Source organism: Kitasatospora sp. MMS16-BH015 (genome assembly GCF_002943525.1).
GTDB lineage: Bacteria > Actinomycetota > Actinomycetes > Streptomycetales > Streptomycetaceae > Kitasatospora.
The window spans coordinates 4122743-4140444 of record NZ_CP025394.1; the positions used below are offsets into that span (position 1 = coordinate 4122743).

Here is a 17702-nt window from a genome sequence, read left to right on the forward strand (position 1 = left end):
GACCGATTCGCCGCCACCCCGCCCGCCCGTACCTTCGGAGCACAAGGACAACACACCACCGAGGAGCCCGAGATGACCGACTTCCAGCAGCTGGCCGAGCGCTACATCGCCACCTGGAACGAGACCGACCAGCCCACCCGCCGCAAGCTGATCGACGAGCTGTGGGCCGAGGAGGGGCGCTACACCGACCCGCTGGTGGACCTGACCGGGCGGGAGGCGATCGACGGGGCGATCGGAGCCGTGCAGGCACAGTTCCCCGGGTTCGTGTTCACGCTCGGGCCGGTGGACGCGCACCACCACGTGGGGCGGTTCACCTGGCTGTTGGGGCCGGCCGGGGAGGAGGCGCTGATCGTCGGGTTCGACGCCGTGGCGGCGGACGGGCAGGGGCGGATCACCAGTGTGCTGGGCTTCCTGGACCGGGTGCCGGGCGCCTGAGTGCGGGGGCTTGGTTGGATGGGGGCATGAGCGAGGAGATCAGTACCGTCCCCGGCTGGGAGCAGCGGTTCCGGGCGCCCCGGGTGGGCCTGCCGGGCTGGGCCGAGGACGCCCCCGAGAAGTCCCTGTACGTGTCGAACCTGACCGGCGTCTACGAGGTGTACGCCTGGGACCGGGGCACCGACACCCACCGCCGGGCCACCGACCGGGCGCACGGCACCACCGAGGCCGAGCTGAGCCCGGACGGCGAGTGGATCTGGTGGTTCGACGACCGGGACGGTGACGAGCTGGGCGTCTGGCGCCGCCAGCCCTTCGCGGGCGGCGCCGACGAGGAGGCCGTCCCGGGGGTGCCCGCCGCCTACTCGGCGGGCCTGGCGCTCGGCCGGGACGGCACGGTGGTGGTCGGCTGCTCCGCCGACGAGGAGGGCAGCACGCTCTACCTGCGCCGGCCGGGCGCCGAGGCGGTGGAGGTGCTCTACCGCCATCCCGAGTACGCCGGCGTGGGCGACCTCTCCTTCGACGGCTCGCTGCTGGCGATCGACCACACCGAGCACGGCGACGCGATGCACTCCGCGCTGCGGGTGGTCCGCACCGCCGACGGCTCCACGGTCGGCGAGCTGGACGGGGTGACCGGCGCCGAGCTGCCGCTCGGCTACGCCTGCCTGGGCTTCGCCCCGGCCGTCGGTGACAGCCGGCTGCTGGTGGCGCACCAGCGCCGGGGGCGGTGGGAGCCGATGCTCTGGGACCCGGTCACCGGGGCCGAGACCGAGCTGCGGCTGCGCGGCGCCGAAGGCGAGGCCGAATCAGGATCGGGCTTCCCCGGTGACCTCTCGGCGCAGTGGCGGCCGGACGCCGCCGCCCTGCTCGTCGAGCACGAGTACGAGGCCCGCAGCGAGCTGTACTCCTACCGCCTGGAGACCGGTGAGCTGACCCGGCTGGACACCCCGCGCGGCACCATCGCCGGGGCCACGCCCCGGCCGGACGGCACGGTGGAGTTCCTCTGGTCCTCGGCCGCCGAGCCCGCGGCGGTGCGCTCGACCAGCGGCGCGGTGGTGCTGCGGGCGGCCGGTGAGCAGCCGGCCGGCTCGGTGCCGGTGGAGGACGCCTGGGTGGACGGGCCGGGCGGGCGGGTGCACGCGCTGGTGCAGCGCCCGGCGGGCGAGGGCCCGTTCCCGACCGTCTTCGAGCTGCACGGCGGCCCGACGTACCACGACACCGACGCCTTCGCCTCGGGCCCGGCGGCCTGGGTCGACCACGGCTTCGCGGTGGTGCGGGTCAACTACCGGGGCTCCACCGGCTACGGGCAGGCCTGGACGGACGCGCTGCGGGAGCGGGTCGGCCTGATCGAGCTGGAGGACGTGGCGGCCGTCCGCGCGTGGGCCGTCTCCTCCGGGCTGGCCGATCCGGCCAAGCTGGTGCTCTCCGGCGGCTCCTGGGGCGGCTACCTCACCCTGCTCGGGCTCGGCACCCAGCCGGAGGCCTGGGCGGTGGGCCTGGCGGCGGTGCCGGTGGCCGACTACCTGACGGCCTACGAGGACGAGATGGAGGCGCTGAAGTCGCTCGACCGCACGCTCTTCGGCGGCACGCCCGAGGAGGTGCCCGAGCGCTGGGCGGCCTCCTCGCCGCTCACCTACGTCGAGGCCGTCCGCGCTCCGGTCTACCTCTCGGCCGGGGTCAACGACCCACGCTGCCCGATCCGCCAGATCGACAACTACGTCGACCGGCTGGCCGCGCTGGGCAAGGAGCACGAGGTGTACCGCTTCGACGCGGGCCACGGCTCGCTGGTGGTCGAGGAGCGGATCCGCCAGCTCCGGCAGGAGATCGGCTTCGCCCGCAAGCACCTGGGGCTGTAGCGACCTCAGGCCAGGCCGAGGCGGCGGTCCTCCACCGCCTCGGCCTCGCGGCGCACCAGGCGGAACCACATGAAGACCACGAAGGCCGCGAAGACGAACCACTCCAGGGTGTAGCCGAGGTTCTGGAAGGCCCGCAGGCTCAGGCCGTCCCCGCCCTGGGGCTGCACGGTGGGCACGGCGGTGAGGCCGGCGGCCGGCTGGTCGGAGGCGATCCAGCCGTCGTAGACGGGGTAGGGCAGCAGGTTGACCAGGGCCGCCGGGCTGATCGTGCCGAGCTGGCCGGTCGGCAGGCCGCCGGCCACCGCGCCGTTGCTGCCGCTGCTCTCCGGGGCCTGGAGCCGGCCGGAGACGGTCTGCTCACCGGCCGGAGCGGCGGGCACCGCGGGGGCAGCGGCCTGGCCGGGGGCGCCCGGGGCCCAGCCGCGGACCACCGCGACGGCCCGGCCGTCGGCGGTGCGCAGCGGGGTGAGCACGTAGTAGCCCTGCCTGCCGTCCAGCGTGCGGTCCGGGACGAGCAGTTGGTGCGCCTGGTCGTACCGGCCGGTCGCGCTGACCGGCTTGCCGACGGTGTCGGTGCCGACCAGCGGGCTGGCGGCGGTGAGCACGCCGTCCAACGACACGGGCGGGCCGGCCGCCGTGCTCGCGCTGCCGTGGTGGCTCGACGCCCGCGCCTCGAAGCGGCTGAGCTGCCAGGAGCCGAGCCAGAGGCAGACCACGATGGCGACCAGGGCGACGGCGGTGCCGCCCAACCAGCGCGGACTCAGGAGGAATCGGTACACACCCACCACCGTAACCACCTTCACGCCGCGCACCGGCACCTGGGGTGCCGGTGCGCGCGGGATCACGGCGGCTCGGGGGCCTGCCCGGCCTCGATCTCCACCGGCGCGGCGCGGTAGACGGTCGCGCCGCAGGTAGTGCTGAGGGTGAGGCTGGCGGCGGCCGAGCCGCCGGTGGGCGGGGTGTGGGTGAGCGTGTAGGTGGTGGCCAGGCCGCCCGGGTCGACCGGGGTGTCGGTCGGGCTGGGGCTGGCGGTGGGCGAGGCCGGCGCGCTGGGCGAGGGATCGGCGGCGGGGCTCGGCGAGTCGGCCGCCGCCACCCGGGGCCGGCGGTCGGCGCCGGTGCCCGCGTTGGCGCAGGAGGACTCCGGCACCCAGGCGAACTGCACCTGGTAGCCGTCCTGCGGGTCGAGCTTGAGCACGGCCGGGGCGGTGGACGGGTCCGGCAGGTTCACCGGGTCGCCCGGGTGGTAGTCGGCCACCTGCACCTGCTGGCCGCCACCGCCGGAGTCGACCCGCAGGCTGCCCTGGCCGGTGATGGTGCAGGAGTGCCCGGAGACGTTGTAGACGGTGAACGAGCCGTAGGTGCGGCCCTGCGCGTCCGCCGGGGACTGCTGGGCCGTGCCGTGGCCGAGGTCGCTGCGGCGGCAGGCCGGAGTGCTGGTGGGCGTGCTGGAGGGCGTGCCGGCCGCCGTGGTGCTCGGCGCGCCGCCGGAGCCCACGGACTGGCCGCCACCGCTGCCGCTGCCGCTTCCCCCGCCGTCGGAGGAGGAGCTGCTGCCGGCCGTGGGGCTGCCGGTGGGGCTCTCGCTCGCCGAGGCCGAGGGGCTGGCCGAGGAGGCGGACGGGCGCGGGCTGCTCGGCACCGGGCTGGGCGAGGTGGACCAGGCGTCGCCGCCCTGCGCGAAGGTCGCGGCGGTCTGCGGCTCGCCCGGGTGGTTCATCAGGTGGGCGCCGGAGAAGCTCGGCACCGCCACGGCGAGCAGCATCACGGCCGCCACCGCGCCGGTGGTCAGGTGGTGGCGCCGGGCGCGGCGGCGCGGCACTTCGTAGCGGATCCGGCGCAGCGCGTCCGGAGCGGGCTCGAGCTGGTCGGCGTAGCCGTGGAAGAGGGCGCGGACGGCGTCCTCCTCGCCGAGCGGGCCCGGCGGCTTGCCGTACTGGTCGTCAGCCACGGGTGGCCTCCATCCGCTGGCGCAGCGCCGCGAGGCCCCGCGAGCCGTAAGCCTTCACCGAGCCGACCGATATCCCGAGGGCGTCGGCGGTCTGGGCTTCCGTCAGGTCGGCAAAGTACCGCAGCACCAGCACCTCGCGCTGACGGCGCTGCAGACCCTTGAGCGCCGCCTTGAGTTCGTCGCGCTCCAGCGCGTCGTACGCGCCCTCCTCGGCGCTGGCCATGTCGGGCATCGGCTTGGGGGCCAGCCGCAGGCCGAGCAGGCGCCGGCGCAGGGTGGAGCGGGAGAGGTTGACCACGGTCTGGCGCAGGTAGGCCAGGGTCTTCTCGGGCTCGCGCACCCGGGAGCGGGCGGCGTGCACCCGGATGAACGCCTCCTGCACCACGTCCTCGCAGGAGGAGAGGTCGTCCAGGAGCAGGGCGGCCAGCCGCAGCAGCGAGCGGTAGTGGGCCTGGTAGGTCGCGGTGAGCAGGTCGGTGGTCGCGCCGAGCGGCTGGATCTCCTCCAGCACGTACGGCCCCTCGGCGCCGGGCGAGGACCCGCCGCCCGCGCTGCCCGGACCTGCCGGCTCGACCGGTGTCGTCGGTACGACCTGGTTGATCACGCGCAGGCCCAACGGTGCCACTCTCACCGGGCGTGCCCCCACCATCACGTTTGCCACGCCCGTTCGACCCGCCACCCGCCCGGATGGTTGTACCCGGTGCGGAACTTTTTTCGGCAGGCCGTTCTCGAGGGCCGATGAGGGATTGTGACACCCCGGACCCGGTGTGCGCCTCCCCCTTTCGACGGGGGGGAGACGCCCTACCGGGTCACGTCACCGCAGGTCAGCGGCCGGTGCCGCCGTACACCACGGCCTCGTCACTCTCGGTGTCGAGGCCGAACGCGGTGTGCACGGCGCGGACGGCCTCGTTCACGTCGTCGGCGCGGGTGACCACCGAGATCCGGATCTCCGAGGTGGAGATCAGCTCGATGTTGACCCCGGCCTCGGAGAGCGCCTCGAAGAAGGTGGCCGTGACGCCCGGGTTGGAGCGCATGCCGGCGCCGACCAGGGAGATCTTGCCGATCGCGTCGTCGTAGCGCAGCGACTCGAAGCCGATGCCCTCCTTGACCCGGCCCAGCGCGTCGATGGCCTTCTGGCCCTCGGTCTTGGGGCAGGTGAAGGAGATGTCGGTGAGGCCGGTGGACGCCTGGGAGACGTTCTGCACCACCATGTCGATGTTGACCTCGGCGTCCGCGATCGCGCGGAAGATCCGGGCCGCCTCGCCCGGCTTGTCCGGCACGCCGACGACCGTCACCTTGGCCTCGGACGTGTCGTGGGCGACTCCGGAGATGATGGCCTGCTCCATCTCGCCCCCTTCGGGCTTGTTCGGGTTGTCGTTGCTGACGATCGTCCCGGGAAGACCCGAGAAGGACGAGCGTACGTGAATCGGGATGTTGTAGCGGCGGGCGTACTCGACACACCGGTCGAGCAGCACCTTGGAGCCGGACGAAGCCAGCTCCAGCATGTCCTCGAAGCCGATCCAGTCGATCTTGCGGGCCTTCTTCACCACGCGCGGGTCAGCGGTGAACACGCCGTCCACGTCGGTGTAGATCTCGCAGACCTCGGCGCCGAGCGCGGCGGCCAGCGCCACCGCGGTGGTGTCCGAGCCGCCCCGGCCCAGCGTGGTGATGTCCTTGCTGACCTGGGACACGCCCTGGAAGCCGGCCACGATCGCGATGTTGCCCTCGTCCAGGGCGCTGCGGATCCGGCCCGGCGTCACGTCGATGATGCGCGCCTTGTTGTGGACCTGGTCGGTGATCACACCGGCCTGGCTGCCCGTGAAGGACTGGGCCTCGTGCCCGAGGGATTTGATCGCCATGGCCAGCAGCGCCATGGAGATCCGCTCCCCGGCCGTCAGCAGCATGTCGAACTCGCGTCCGGCAGGGATGGGTGACACCTGCTCAGCGAGTTCGATCAGCTCGTCCGTCGTGTCGCCCATCGCGGACACCACGACGACGACCTCATGGCCGGCCTTCTTGGTGTCAACGATTCGGCGGGCTACGCGCTTGATGCCCTCGGCATCCGCAACGGATGAGCCGCCGTACTTCTGCACGACAAGGCCCACGTGCGCTCCTCGACTTGTGTCGTAGTCGGGGGCCCCAAGGCCCCCGCACCCCCGGGTGGCGGGGGTTCTGCGGTCGGCGCCAGTCTAACGAGCGGGGCCCGGCCGACCGCCGCATTCCATATGGTGAGACGTCAATATCGCCTGGTGATCACCGGTGCGCCGGCCCGGCAGGCAGCCCTGCGGGCCGGGCCGTACGCAGACGGAAAATCCTCCGGTCCGCGCCCGCCGGGCCCCGGATTTCACCGTGCGGCGGCCTCGGCGGGATCTACGTCACACCACGCCGCCCGGGCGTGTTCCGGCGCGTTCCCCGGTGTGTTCCGGCGGGGTCAGAGGCCGAGCTCGGCGGCCATCAGATCGCCCGCCTGCTGCTCCAGCTGCTCGTCCGTCAGCCCGTCGTCGTCGGTGTCCGCACCGTCCGGCACCGCCCCGATCGGGCTGTCCAGGCGCACGTGCGCGATCAGCGACTGCAGCGCGCGCAGCACCGCCGTGCAGGTCGAGCCCCAGTTGGAGAGGTAGGAGAACTGCCACCACCAGAGCGCCTCGCTGACCCGGCCCTCGCGGTAGTGCGTCAGCCCGTGCCGCAGCTCGCTGACCACCCCGGCCAGGTCGTCCGAGATCCGGAAGGCGTTCGGCTTCTCCGGCGGGCCGTACGGGTCGAAGACCTCGTGGTAGACGTCGATCGGCGCCAGCAGTTCGGCCAGCCGCTCGCGCAGCTCGATCCCGTCCGGCTCCGGGCCGGCGTCCGGCTCGAACCGGTCCTCCGGCACCACGTCCTCGATCGCGCCCAGCCTGCCCCCCGCGAGCAGCAGCTGGGAGACCTCCAGGAGCAGCAGGGAGACGGCGCTGCCGGGCTCGTCGCCCTTGGCCACCTCGGTCACGGCGAGCACGAAGCTCTCCACCGAATCCGCGATCTGCACCGCGAAGTCGTCCGGCTCCTGCTGGTGGGTGCTGCTTACCGTACGGTCAGACATCGAGCAGTCGTCTCCCTTCGAAGGCCCGGCCGAGGGTGACCTCGTCGGCGTACTCCAGATCCCCGCCGACGGGCAGTCCGCTCGCCAGTCGGGTCACCTTGAGGCCCATCGGCTTGCAGAGCCGGGCCAGGTAGGTGGCGGTCGCCTCCCCCTCCAGGTTGGGGTCGGTGGCCAGGATCAGCTCGTTGACCGTGCCGTCCGCGAGCCGCGCCAGCAGCTCCCGGATCCGCAGGTCGTCCGGGCCGACGCCCTCGATCGGGCTGATCGCGCCGCCCAGCACGTGGTACCGGCCGCGGAACTCGCGCGTCCGCTCGACCGCCACCACGTCCTTCGGCTCCTCGACCACGCAGATCACCGCGAGGTCGCGCCGCGGGTCCAGGCAGACCTTGCACTGCTCGGCCTCGGCCACGTTGCCGCAGACCACGCAGAACCGGACCTTCTCCTTGACCTCGAGCAGCGCGTGCGCCAGCCGCCGGACGTCCGTCGGGTCGGACTGGAGCACGTGGAAGGCGATCCGCTGCGCGCTCTTGGGCCCGACGCCGGGCAGCCTGCCCAACTCGTCGATCAGGTCCTGAACCACGCCCTCGTACACGTCACGCCTTTCCTCGGTGGACCCCGGTGCTCCGCAGCACCGGTGCTCGCCGCTCCGGTTGTGCCCCGGCTGTGTGTCCGGTGCCATCATCCAACGATTCGGGCGCCGGACACAGCGTCCGACGCCCGACCCGCGCATAAATCACAACGATCGCGAGCTGCGATCGGCTCCCGCCGGGGCTCCGGGCGGAGCCTGCCGGGTCAGAACGGGAGTGCCCCGCCGAGGCCCTGGGTCAGCGGGCCCATCCGCTCGCTCTGCAGCTTCTGGGCCGCCGCGCTGGCGTCCCGGACGGCCGCCAGCACCAGGTCGGCCAGCGTCTCGGTGTCCTCCGGGTCCACCGCGGCCGGGGCGATGGTCAGCGCCACCAGCTCGCCGGCGCCGGTCACGGTCGCCTCGACCAGGCCGCCGCCCGCCGAACCGCTCACCTTCGTCTCCGCCAGCTCGCGCTGCGCCTTGCCGAGCTCCTCCTGCATCTTCTGCGCCTGCTTGAGCAGCTGCTGCATGTTGGGCTGGCCGCCACCAGGGAACACGGGTCTCTCCTGCCTGTCCTGCGCCGCGCACGGGCTGTGCGCCGTGCGCTCTCACGTACCGTCCCGCCCGAGCCTACGCCGAGCCCCGCCCCCGGTGAGCCGGATCACCGGGGCTCGACCGCTCCACCGGGACGTCCAGCGTCGGCGGTTCGGAGTCGGTGGTGCGGAGCGGACGATTCGGGGTGGTTCAGTGCGGGCGATCGAGAGCGGGCGATCGAGAGCGGGCGCTCCAGTTCGATCTCCGAGGAGCTGCGGTCGAGCGGGTGCGGGGAGCTGCGGCCGGTGCGGCGGAAGCCCCGGCGCTCGTAGCAGGCGATCGCCCGGGCGTTGGCCTCGTGCACCTCGAGCCGGATCCGGGGCGGGCCAACCGGCCGGCCGGCCGGCATCCGCAGGCTCAACGAGCGGCACCGCTCCCGGTCGGCGGCGGTCACCCGCCCCAGCCGCAGCCTGCCGACCGGCTGCCGCTCGCCGTCGACCTGCGGCTCACCGGCCACCTGCTGCTCGCCGGCCACCTGCTGCTCGCCGTCGACCTGCGCCTCGCCGGCCACCTGCTGCTCGCCGTCGACCTGCGCCTCGCCGGCCATCTTCTGCTCACCGTCCATGCCGCGGCCCCCGTCCGCTCCGGCTCACCTGTTGTGGTGAATCTCCTCCAGCACGGTGGCCCCGAGCTCCCGGAGGATCAGCTCCTGGCCGGAGACCGCGTCCTCGCGGGGCGCCGAGGCGGCGGGCGCCGAGGCGTACGCCTCCTCGTCCTCCGGACCGGGCTCGTAGCCGTAGTCCTCCGGCTCGGGCGGGGCCTGGTACTGGCTCTGCTGCTGGGCGGCCGGGGGCTGCGCCTGGACGGCCTGGCCCTGCGGCGGAGCGACCGGCTGGGGCTGCGCCTGAACCTGCGGTTGAGCCGACGGGGCCGGGGGCTGGTACGCCTGCGGCTGGGCCGGAGGCTGCGCATGGGCGGGTGCCTGCGGTTGGAACGGCTGGCCCTGCCCCTGCCCCTGCCCCTGGCCCTGGCCCTGGAACGGCTGGGCGGGGGGCTGCGGTGGGCGTTGCTGCTGGGCTCCCCAGCCGGCCGCCGCCTGCTGGGCCGGGGCGGGAGCGGTGGAGCCGCCGCCCGAGGGGTCGATGATGCACTCCACCCGCCAGTCGACGCCGAGCGCGTCGGTCAGCGCCTGCTTGAGCACGTCGTCGCTGTTGCTGCCGACGAAGCTGTCCCGGGCACCGGCGTTGACGAAGGAGATCTGGAGCGTGGAGCCGTCGAACCCGGCCACCTGCCCGTTCTGGCTGAGCAGGATCCAGGTGAAGCGACGGCGGTTCTTCACCGCCTCCAGGATCTGCGGCCAGAGCTGACGCACCTGGCCGGCGCCCTGCTGCGCGCTCGCCGAAGGCCCGGCGGCGGCAGGCGGCTGCACCGGCTGCGGGGCGGCGGCCTGCTGCACCGGCGGCACAGGCTGAGCCTGCGGAGCCTGGGCAGCCTGGACTGCTTGGGCGACAGGCGGGGCGGGCTGCTGCAGGGCGGCCGCACCGGGGGCGCCGAAGCTGCGCGGGATCGGCCAGGCACCCGGGGCCGGCGCACCGGCGGCGGGGTGCTGCTGCTCGGGGGCCGGCTGGACGGGCTGCATGGGCTGGACGGGGGCTGCGGGCTGGGCGGGCGGCGGGGTGAACACCGGAGCCGGTGCAGCCTGCACCGGCGCGGCCTGCATCGTCGGCGCGGGGGGCGCCTGTACGGGCGCCGCCGGAGCCTCGGCCCCGGCACCGGCCCCCGCACCAACCCCGGCACCGGGCACGAAGCCGGCCCCGATCGGGGCGGCCCCGATGCCACCCACCGCCGCGCGCCGCTCCAGCTTGTCCAACCGGGCGAGCAGCGAGAGCTCGTCGTCGTAGGCGCCGGGCAGCATCACCCGGGCGCAGATCAGCTCCAGCTGGAGCCGGGGGGCGGCGTTGCCGCGCATCTCGGTGAGGCCGGTGTTGGCGATGTCGGCGGCGCGGCTCAGCTCGGCGGCGCCGAACCGGTCGGCCTGGGCCTGCATGATCGCGATCCGGTCGGCAGGGGCGTCGATCAGCCCCTTCTCGCCGGCCTCCGGCACGGTGGCCAGGATCACCAGGTCGCGCAGCCGCTCCAGCAGGTCGGTGACGAAGCGGCGCGGGTCGTGCCCGCCCTCGACCACCCGGTCGATCACCTGGAAGACCGTCGCACCGTCGCGGACGGCGAAGGCGTCCACCACCTCGTCCAGCAGCGCGGAGTCGGTGTACCCGAGCAGCGCGGTGGCCATCTGGTACGTGACGCCGCCCTCGTCCGCCCCGGCGAGCAGCTGGTCCATGACCGACATCGAGTCACGGACGGAGCCGGCCCCGGCCCGTACCACCAGCGGGAAGACCGGGTCCTCCACCTGGATCTGCTCGCGGCCGCAGACCTCGGCCAGGTAGTCGCGGAGCGTGCCGGGCGGGACGAGGCGGAAGGGGTAGTGGTGGGTGCGGGAGCGGATCGTCCCGATCACCTTCTCGGGCTCCGTCGTCGCGAAGATGAACTTCAGGTGCTCCGGCGGCTCCTCGACCACCTTGAGCAGCGCGTTGAAGCCGGCCGAGGTCACCATGTGGGCCTCGTCCAGGATGAAGATCTTGTACCGGCTGTGCACGGGGGCGAAGAACGCCCGCTCGCGCAGCTCGCGCGCGTCGTCCACACCACCGTGCGAGGCGGCGTCGATCTCGATCACGTCGATCGAGCCGGGGCCGCCGGTCGCCAGGTCGGTGCAGGACTGGCACTCGCCGCAGGGCGTGGGCGTCGGGCCCTGGGCGCAGTTGAGGCAGCGGGCCAGGATGCGGGCGCTGGTCGTCTTGCCGCAGCCGCGCGGACCGCTGAACAGGTACGCGTGGTTGACCCTGTTGTTACGCAGGGCCTGCTGGAGCGGAGCGGTCACGTGCTCCTGCCCGATGACCTCGGCGAAAGTCTCGGGGCGATAGCGGCGGTACAGGGCTAGGGACACGCCACCGACGATATCGGGACCAACCGACAAACGGAGACCACGTCCGCCCCTGGCCCGGGAACGCAAAGACCCCCCGTGCACCCGTCAGAGCCCTCTTACCCTTGCTGCCTTCCGGCCCTGGGGGGGTTCAGAGAGATAACGCCACACGAGGGGCTGCCCCCAAGACTACCGGATCCCCGCCCCGCCCCGGACCACCCACCCCGCCCTCTCATCCCCAGGCACCCCCACCCGGACCACCTGCGGAACCGTGGTCGCGAGCACCCCGAAACATGTACTAAGCTCTCCCACGGAGGATTCGCCTAGAGGCCTAGGGCGCACGCTTGGAAAGCGTGTTGGGATAAAACCCTCACGAGTTCGAATCTCGTATCCTCCGCCGGCCGAAAGCCCGGACTGCTGCGAAGCGGTCCGGGCCTTCGTCGTTGTGTGGCCACGGCCCGATCGTTCGGAGCGGGCACGGCAAGGTCGGTACATCCTGAACTATGGCGAATATGGTGACCTGTATGGCATCCAAGAAGGTCACCGTCACGCTCCCCGAGGAGCTGCTGGACGAGATCCGCGCGGACAGTGCCGACCGCGGCCTCTCCGCGTACGTCGCTGACGCCCTCCGGGCCAAGCGCGACCGCGACCGCTTGCAGGAGTTGGTCGTGTGGCTGGAGGAGGAGCACGGACCGGTCCGCAGTGACGAACGTGCTGCCACCTACGCAGAGCTGGACGACCTGGACGCGGAGCACGATCGGCGCCGGGCGGCACGTGGCGAGAACACTGGTGCAGCCGGGTGAAGAAGCGCGGCGAGGAAGTCCGGCGGCTCCGGGTCTTCGTACTGGACAGCGAGGCCCTGTCGCTCGCGGTTCGCGGCGATCGCATGATGATCGCCCGGCTCGGCCTCGCCGCCCGCGGCGAGGCCGAGATCGTCACCTCCCCCATGACCCTGGTCGAGGCGTACGACGCTCGCACCACGGAGCAGCGCTGGGACTGGGTACTGTCGCGGGTGAACGTCGCCGATCTGGGCAAGGACGAGGCACGGCAGGCCCGTCGGCTGCTGGCGGACGCCGGCCTGCACGGGCACAAGTACGCCATCGCCGCCGTGCTCGCGGTGGTCGCGCTGCAGCAGCAAGGGCAGGTCACGGTCTTCACGTCCGACCCGGAGGACCTGGAGAGGTTGCTACCGGACCACGTCGTGGTGGCGAAGGTCTGACTGCCTGCCCTCTCACCTCCTACGGCCCGGCGTCGGAGCTTCGGTATCGGTGCACCTACGAGACCATGCGAGCCCGCCGCATGAGCCTGGGAGCCCGATCGGCGGCGAACCCGCCGTTTTCCTCCGACAGGACTTGCACTGTTATCAGTTTCGAAGTAGCCGGATCTCAGCTGCGCCGCGGAAGGACGCCAAGGCGGCCCCGCTCCCTACTGCTGGGGCAGTGCGCAGCCGTCCGGGCCGCAGGCCTGTGCGTCGCCCCCGCCGACCGGGATCAGGGGCAGCGGCACCTGGCTCTCCCAGGCCTGCTCGAGCGCCCGGGCGAACGTTTCCACGGGCTGGGCGCCCGACACTCCCAGGCGGCGGTCGAGGACGAAGAACGGCACGCCCGTCGCCCCCATCGCGCTCGCCGTCGCCTCGTCCTCGCGCACGGCATCCGCGTACGCCTCCGGATCGGCCAGCACCGCGGCCGCCGCCTCGCCGTCCAGCCTCGCCTCGACGGCCAACTCGACCAGCCGCGCCGTCGCGAACGCCGAGCGCTCCTCGGCGAAGTTGGCCCGGTACAGCACGTCCAGCAGCTCCGCCTGCCGCCCCTGCTCCTTGGCGAAGTGCAGCAGCCGGTGCATGTCGAAGGAGTTCGCCGCGTCGCGCCCGCCGCTCAGGTACGGCAGCCCCTCCCCGCGCGCGTTCTCGGCGATGTGTCCCTCCGCCGCCTCGGCCTGCTCCAGGCTCAGCCCGTACTTCGCCGCCAGCAGCGGGATCACCGGGCGGGCCGCCCGCGGCGCGTGCGGGTCCAGCTCGAACGAACGGTGGACGACCTCCACGTCCTCGCGGTGCTCGAAGCCGGCCAGGGCCTGGTCGAACCGGGCCTTGCCGATGTAGCACCACGGGCAGTTGATGTCGCCCCACACCTCTACGCGCATGGCGTTGCACTCCTTCCGACCTTGCGCGGACCTCCCGCACTCACGCCAGCAACTATCTTCATGGAATGAATATTTCCAGATGTAAAATATTCATGGTTGCGCGGGGGCAGGGGCGGGGGCAGTGGCAGGGGCGGACACGAAGGTCGGCACCAGGCTCGGGTCGTTGAACGCCGTGATGCGGGCGACGCGGGCGCCGATCAGGGTCAGGACCTGGACGCCGTAGGGCTCGTACCGCCCGTGGCCCGCGTGCCGGTGGATGACGAAGGCGGACTGGCCGTTGGCGCGGGTGGGCGTCAGTTGCCAGCGGTCGGGGCGCAGCACCCGGTCGGCCAGGAAGCCGAGGACGGCGCGGCGGCCGGTGAACCAGGTCGGGGTGGGCGGCATCTCCAGCTCCACGTCGGCGCGCAGCAAGGTGACCAGCGCGGCGGGGTCGGCCCGGGTGAACGCATCGACGTAGCGGTCGAGGAGGGTGCGCCTGGTCTCCTCGTCCGGCTCGGCCAGGCCGTCCTCGACCGGGCCGGCCTCGGCCAGCCGGGCCCGGGCGCGGCGGAGCGTGCTGTCGACGGCCGCCGTCGTCGTGTCGAGCATCTCGGCGACCTCGGCGGTCCGGAACCCGAGCACGTCGCGCAGGGTCAACACCGCCCGCTGCCGGGCGGACAGCATCTGGAGCGCGGCGATGAAGGCGAGCCGGACTCCCGTCCGCCCGGCCACGATCGCCGCCGGGTCGCCGGCACCGAGGAGGCCGTCCGGCGCCGGCTGGAGCCAGGCCACCGCCGGTTCGCGGGGGGCCACGGCCGCGCGGTGATCGTCCTCCGGAGCCGCCAACCCCGACGGCAGGGGCCGCCGGGTCCGCGTCTCCAGCGCCGTCAGGCAGGCCCGGGTGGCGATCTTGTACAGCCACCGCCGCACCGAGGAGCGCCCCTCGAAGCCGTCGAACCCGCGCCACGCCCGCAGATAGGTCTCCTGCACCTGGTCCTCGGCATCGTGGATCGAGCCGAGGATCCGGTAGCAGTGCGCGAGCAGTTCCGGCCGGAAGGGCTCGGCCAGGGCGGTGAAATCGGCGTTCGACGGCATCGCGGTTCCTCGTTCGGAGTGCGGCAAGGCCACTGTAGGCGGGGAGGTGGGCGGGAAGGTGGGAAGCGGGGTGGGCGGCGGGAGGTGGGCTCAGCCGAGCGGGGTCAGGCCTCCTGCGCCGAGCCGGTACTCCGCACCGCTGTCCGGGTCCCCGGCCAGTTCCACGACGGCCTTGCCGACCTGCTCCAGGTGGAGGATGGGCTGCCGTCGCTCGATGAAGGCCGCCCGGTCGAGACCCGCCCGTGCCGCGTAGCCCGTGACGCCGGCCGCGCCCACCCCACCGACCGGGGTCAGGTCCGGCAGCACCGTGACGAACCGGATGCCCAGCCCGGCCCGCTCGGACTCCTCGGCGCCGTACTGGCGCAGGTAGCGGACGGCGGCCTTGGCGGCGGCGTACCCGCCACTGAGCGGGGAGCCCGCCAGGGCGGCCCCGCTGGACATCGACAGGACCAGGCTGCCCGGCGCCAGCGGCTCCCGCAGCGCCGCCCCGGTCCAGGCGAACACGTGCCGGGTGTCGACCTCCCAGGTGCGGCTGAAGGTCGCCCAGGTCTGTTCCTGCACGGGCGCCATGTGCGGCACGGCCCCGGCGTTGAGGACGAGCAGGCCCGGGCGGTGCGCGCGGATCACCTCCGCGGCGAGCGTTTCGTCGGTGGCGTCGGCGGTGACGGGCGTGAAGCCCTCGCCGAGTTCGTCGCGTACGGCGCGCAGCGCCTGCCCGCCGCGGGCGATGCCGATGACCTGGGTGCCCCCGGCAACGAGCGCGGCGGCGATCGCGCGCCCGAAGCCACGGCTGGCACCGGTGACCACTGCGGTCTGAACGGGATCTGACATCGGAGACTCCTCGGCACTGGTCGGATTCGCTACCTGTCCAGACCAGCGGCGGGCGGGAAAACCGTCGCCTTCGAGGAAAGATCTTCCGGAGCCGGCGGAGAGCCCCGAGCTACGCGGTGGGAGGGGGCGGGCGACCGTCGGCGGACGCCGCCATCTCGCCGACGAGCCTGTCACCGCCTGGGCATAGGGTGCGACCCCGACGAACAGTCGTCGATCTCGCGGAGGTTGACCCGTGGTGGCGCACCTGAGCCATGTCCCCCGATCCTGCACGGCATCCTGGCTGCTGCCCGACGGACCGGAGTACTTCGTCCCGGAGTTCACCTCGGCCGCGTGCGCGGCGGCGCGTTCGGTACCGGCCGAGGACGAGGCTCGACGCGAAGCCGTCGGCCAGGCCCTCGTCCACCTGCTGGACCACGGTTTCGCGATCCGCCCCGAGGTGGCCCGCACGATCGTGGAGCTCGTGCCCGAGCAACGGGCGGCCGCAGCGGCGCAGTTGCGCGTCTACAGCGCCGACCGGATGAACGACCGGGCGCGTATCCCGTATCCGCAGCAGGACGTCTCCGAGGCGAGTTCCGCCGCGCTGCTCACGCACATCGCCCTGGCGGTCCTGGACCCCGAGGAGCTCCCGGCGGCCCGAGGCCGCTTCCGGGACACCGATGACGTCAGGGCCGCCGTCCACAGCGCCGCACTCGCCCGGCTCGGCCCGGAGCCGAGGGAGGACGCCCTGGCCCGGCTGACGGCGTGCGCCGCCCGGACTCGGACCCAGGTGCCGGCGTCGATGCTGCGCCTGGCGCTCGAGGACGGGACGTGGTCGGCGCTGGTCTCGCTGGCGCTGTTCCCGGACGAGTGGAGGTCACCGCAGGGCCCGGTGAGCGAGCTGCCCGAGTTCGTCCCGTCGGGGTGCGCGGCGGCACGCGGGATGCTCGCCCGGGACGCGGGGCAGCGCGAGGCGATCGGCCGGGCCCTGGTCGACCTGCTGGATCTCGACTTCGTCAGCCGCATCGAAGCGGCCCGCGCCATCGTGGAGCTCGTGCCCGAGCAACACCTGCGCGCAGCAACGAAGTTGAGCGGATACCTGGCGAACCTCCCGGACGACCCGGCGCTGGTCCACTCTCTCCACAAGGATCTCTCCCCCACCGCTCCCGCCGCGATGGCCACCCAGATCGCGCTGGCCGTGCTCGACCCCGAGCAGGCCGAGGCGGCGCGCTCCCGGCTCCGGCTCACCGACAGGCGCGTGGAGCCCTTCTTTGCCGCCGACTACGCCCAGCTCGGACCGCGGCACACCGGTGACGTGCTGGCCCGGATGGCTGCGCGGCCGACACCCGGGCGGGTGCAGCAGATGTTCACGCTGAGCCCGTACGTGGATCGGCGGCAGGTTTACGAACTGCTGCACGGTGTGGTCGCCGCCGGCGTGCCGGTCGGTCTCCTCGCGAGGCCACTGACCGTACTGGAGCCGGCCGAGCGTCCCGACGCGGTGCGACTGGCGCTGGCGTCCTTGGTGCTGAGCCCGAAGGAGTACCTGGTCACGGGCGGCGACAAGGACGTCGTGGCGGCGGTGCTCGAGGCCGGTCCTGAGTTCCAGGGCCAGGTCACCGAGGCGCTGTGGCAGGTCGTCCGGAAGCTGCCGCTCAACCGGAGCGTGCGCCGCCAGGCCGCGGCACGGCTCGGCTCGGCCGACCGCGAGGCCGCCGAATGGTTCCTGACCGGCCCGGACTCCGAGAGTGCGCGGCTGGAGCGCGCGGCGGTGGCCGAGGCCTGGCGGCGGATCGAGGAGGCGCTGACGGTGCACGCCCCGGCGCTGCTGGGCGGCCTGGCCGCACCGGCGAGCGCCGAGGAGATCGCCAGGGCCGAGGCGCAGCTCGGATATCCGCTGCCGGTCGACTTCGCGGCCTCGTGCATGATCCACCGTGCGGTCGACATCCCGGGAGCGGGCCCAGACGACTGGATGCACTGGGACGTCTCCGAGCTCGCCGGGATACGCGACAACACCGCCGACGACTGGTCCTCGCCGGCCTACGTCCCGCTCACCGAGGAGGGCGACGGCTCCCACGTGGTCCTGGACCTTGACCCCGAGGGGGCACCGGGCCGGCTGATCTACTCGGACCAGGGCTGGGACCCTGACCCGGGTGACGAGCGGGCTCCGAGCTGGCTGTCCGTCCTGGAGTCCTTCGCCGACAACCTGAAGGCGGGCCGCTACCGGTACAGCGTCTACGACGCGGCCACCGGCGCGGGCGAGCTCCTCCACGAGGACCTCTGACAAGCGGCCG

At 73.2% G+C, this 17702-nt stretch carries 17 protein-coding genes, 1 tRNA gene and 1 other RNA gene; 6 read left to right on the forward strand and 13 right to left on the reverse strand.

Going from position 1 to position 17702, the window contains the following annotated elements:
* Window positions 1-72: 72 nt before the first annotated feature.
* Both CFP65_RS17775 and CFP65_RS17780 read left to right on the forward strand, forming a co-directional pair.
* Entirely contained in the window at window positions 73-435 is a 363-nt protein-coding gene (locus CFP65_RS17775) for a nuclear transport factor 2 family protein (RefSeq protein WP_104817026.1), read from the forward strand.
* 26 nt (window positions 436-461) lie between these two features.
* Window positions 462-2288, forward strand: a complete 1827-nt coding sequence (locus CFP65_RS17780) for a prolyl oligopeptidase family serine peptidase (protein WP_104817027.1) — start codon at window positions 462-464, stop codon at window positions 2286-2288.
* Window positions 2289-2293: 5 nt separating this feature from the next.
* Here CFP65_RS17780 and CFP65_RS17785 read toward each other — a convergent pair whose 3' ends face one another.
* The 10 genes from CFP65_RS17785 to ffs form a co-directional block, all read right to left on the reverse strand.
* Complete coding sequence (locus CFP65_RS17785) at window positions 2294-3067, reverse strand: SURF1 family protein (RefSeq protein ID WP_104820957.1); 774 nt, start codon at window positions 3065-3067, stop codon at window positions 2294-2296.
* 62 nt (window positions 3068-3129) lie between these two features.
* Complete coding sequence (locus CFP65_RS17790) at window positions 3130-4239, reverse strand: hypothetical protein (protein ID WP_104817028.1); 1110 nt, start codon at window positions 4237-4239, stop codon at window positions 3130-3132.
* Window positions 4232-4855 carry a SigE family RNA polymerase sigma factor gene (locus CFP65_RS17795; RefSeq protein ID WP_371682430.1) on the reverse strand — a complete coding sequence of 208 codons (624 nt, stop codon included), beginning with the start codon at window positions 4853-4855 and terminating at the stop codon, window positions 4232-4234. Before CFP65_RS17795 ends, CFP65_RS17790 begins: the two co-directional genes overlap by 8 nt.
* 208 nt (window positions 4856-5063) lie before the next feature.
* A complete protein-coding gene (locus CFP65_RS17800; RefSeq protein ID WP_104817029.1) occupies window positions 5064-6344 on the reverse strand; it encodes an aspartate kinase in 1281 nt (426 codons plus the stop codon).
* Window positions 6345-6670: 326 nt separating this feature from the next.
* The gene (locus CFP65_RS17805; protein ID WP_104817030.1) at window positions 6671-7315 is read right to left on the reverse strand and encodes a DUF5063 domain-containing protein; all 645 of its coding nucleotides are present in this window, start codon (window positions 7313-7315) and stop codon (window positions 6671-6673) included.
* Entirely contained in the window at window positions 7308-7907 is a 600-nt protein-coding gene (recR, locus tag CFP65_RS17810) for a recombination mediator RecR (RefSeq protein WP_104817031.1), read from the reverse strand. Before recR ends, CFP65_RS17805 begins: the two co-directional genes overlap by 8 nt.
* A gap of 200 nt (window positions 7908-8107) precedes the next feature.
* Entirely contained in the window at window positions 8108-8437 is a 330-nt protein-coding gene (locus CFP65_RS17815; protein WP_104817032.1) for a YbaB/EbfC family nucleoid-associated protein, read from the reverse strand.
* A 104-nt stretch (window positions 8438-8541) separates the two neighbouring features.
* Window positions 8542-9039, reverse strand: coding sequence for an N-acetyltransferase (locus CFP65_RS40000; RefSeq protein WP_174805547.1), 498 nt, complete (start codon window positions 9037-9039; stop codon window positions 8542-8544).
* A gap of 24 nt (window positions 9040-9063) precedes the next feature.
* A complete protein-coding gene (locus CFP65_RS17825; protein ID WP_104817033.1) occupies window positions 9064-11415 on the reverse strand; it encodes a DNA polymerase III subunit gamma and tau in 2352 nt (783 codons plus the stop codon).
* Window positions 11416-11476: 61 nt separating this feature from the next.
* Window positions 11477-11573, reverse strand: an RNA gene (gene ffs, locus CFP65_RS17830) — signal recognition particle sRNA small type.
* Between the two features lie 130 nt (window positions 11574-11703).
* Between ffs and CFP65_RS17835 the strand changes: the two genes are divergently transcribed.
* From CFP65_RS17835 to CFP65_RS17845, 3 genes are all read left to right on the forward strand, one after another.
* Window positions 11704-11788, forward strand: a tRNA-Ser gene (locus CFP65_RS17835).
* Window positions 11789-11915: 127 nt separating this feature from the next.
* Entirely contained in the window at window positions 11916-12194 is a 279-nt protein-coding gene (locus CFP65_RS17840) for a CopG family transcriptional regulator (RefSeq protein WP_104817034.1), read from the forward strand.
* Complete coding sequence (locus tag CFP65_RS17845) at window positions 12191-12610, forward strand: hypothetical protein (protein ID WP_104817035.1); 420 nt, start codon at window positions 12191-12193, stop codon at window positions 12608-12610. The genes CFP65_RS17840 and CFP65_RS17845 overlap by 4 nt, the downstream gene beginning before the upstream one ends.
* 206 nt (window positions 12611-12816) lie before the next feature.
* Here CFP65_RS17845 and CFP65_RS17850 read toward each other — a convergent pair whose 3' ends face one another.
* From CFP65_RS17850 to CFP65_RS17860, 3 genes are all read right to left on the reverse strand, one after another.
* Window positions 12817-13530: a DsbA family protein gene (locus tag CFP65_RS17850; RefSeq protein ID WP_104817036.1), complete on the reverse strand. Its 714-nt coding sequence runs from the start codon at window positions 13528-13530 to the stop codon at window positions 12817-12819.
* A gap of 90 nt (window positions 13531-13620) precedes the next feature.
* Window positions 13621-14637: an RNA polymerase subunit sigma-70 gene (locus tag CFP65_RS17855; RefSeq protein ID WP_305778256.1), complete on the reverse strand. Its 1017-nt coding sequence runs from the start codon at window positions 14635-14637 to the stop codon at window positions 13621-13623.
* 57 nt (window positions 14638-14694) lie between these two features.
* Window positions 14695-15435, reverse strand: coding sequence for an SDR family oxidoreductase (locus CFP65_RS17860; RefSeq protein ID WP_104817038.1), 741 nt, complete (start codon window positions 15433-15435; stop codon window positions 14695-14697).
* 232 nt (window positions 15436-15667) lie between these two features.
* On the opposite strand from CFP65_RS17860, the gene CFP65_RS17865 reads away from it, so the two are divergent.
* Window positions 15668-17692 (forward strand): SMI1/KNR4 family protein, encoded by a 2025-nt coding sequence (locus tag CFP65_RS17865; protein WP_104817039.1) that lies wholly within the window; start codon window positions 15668-15670, stop codon window positions 17690-17692.
* Window positions 17693-17702: the final 10 nt, after the last annotated feature.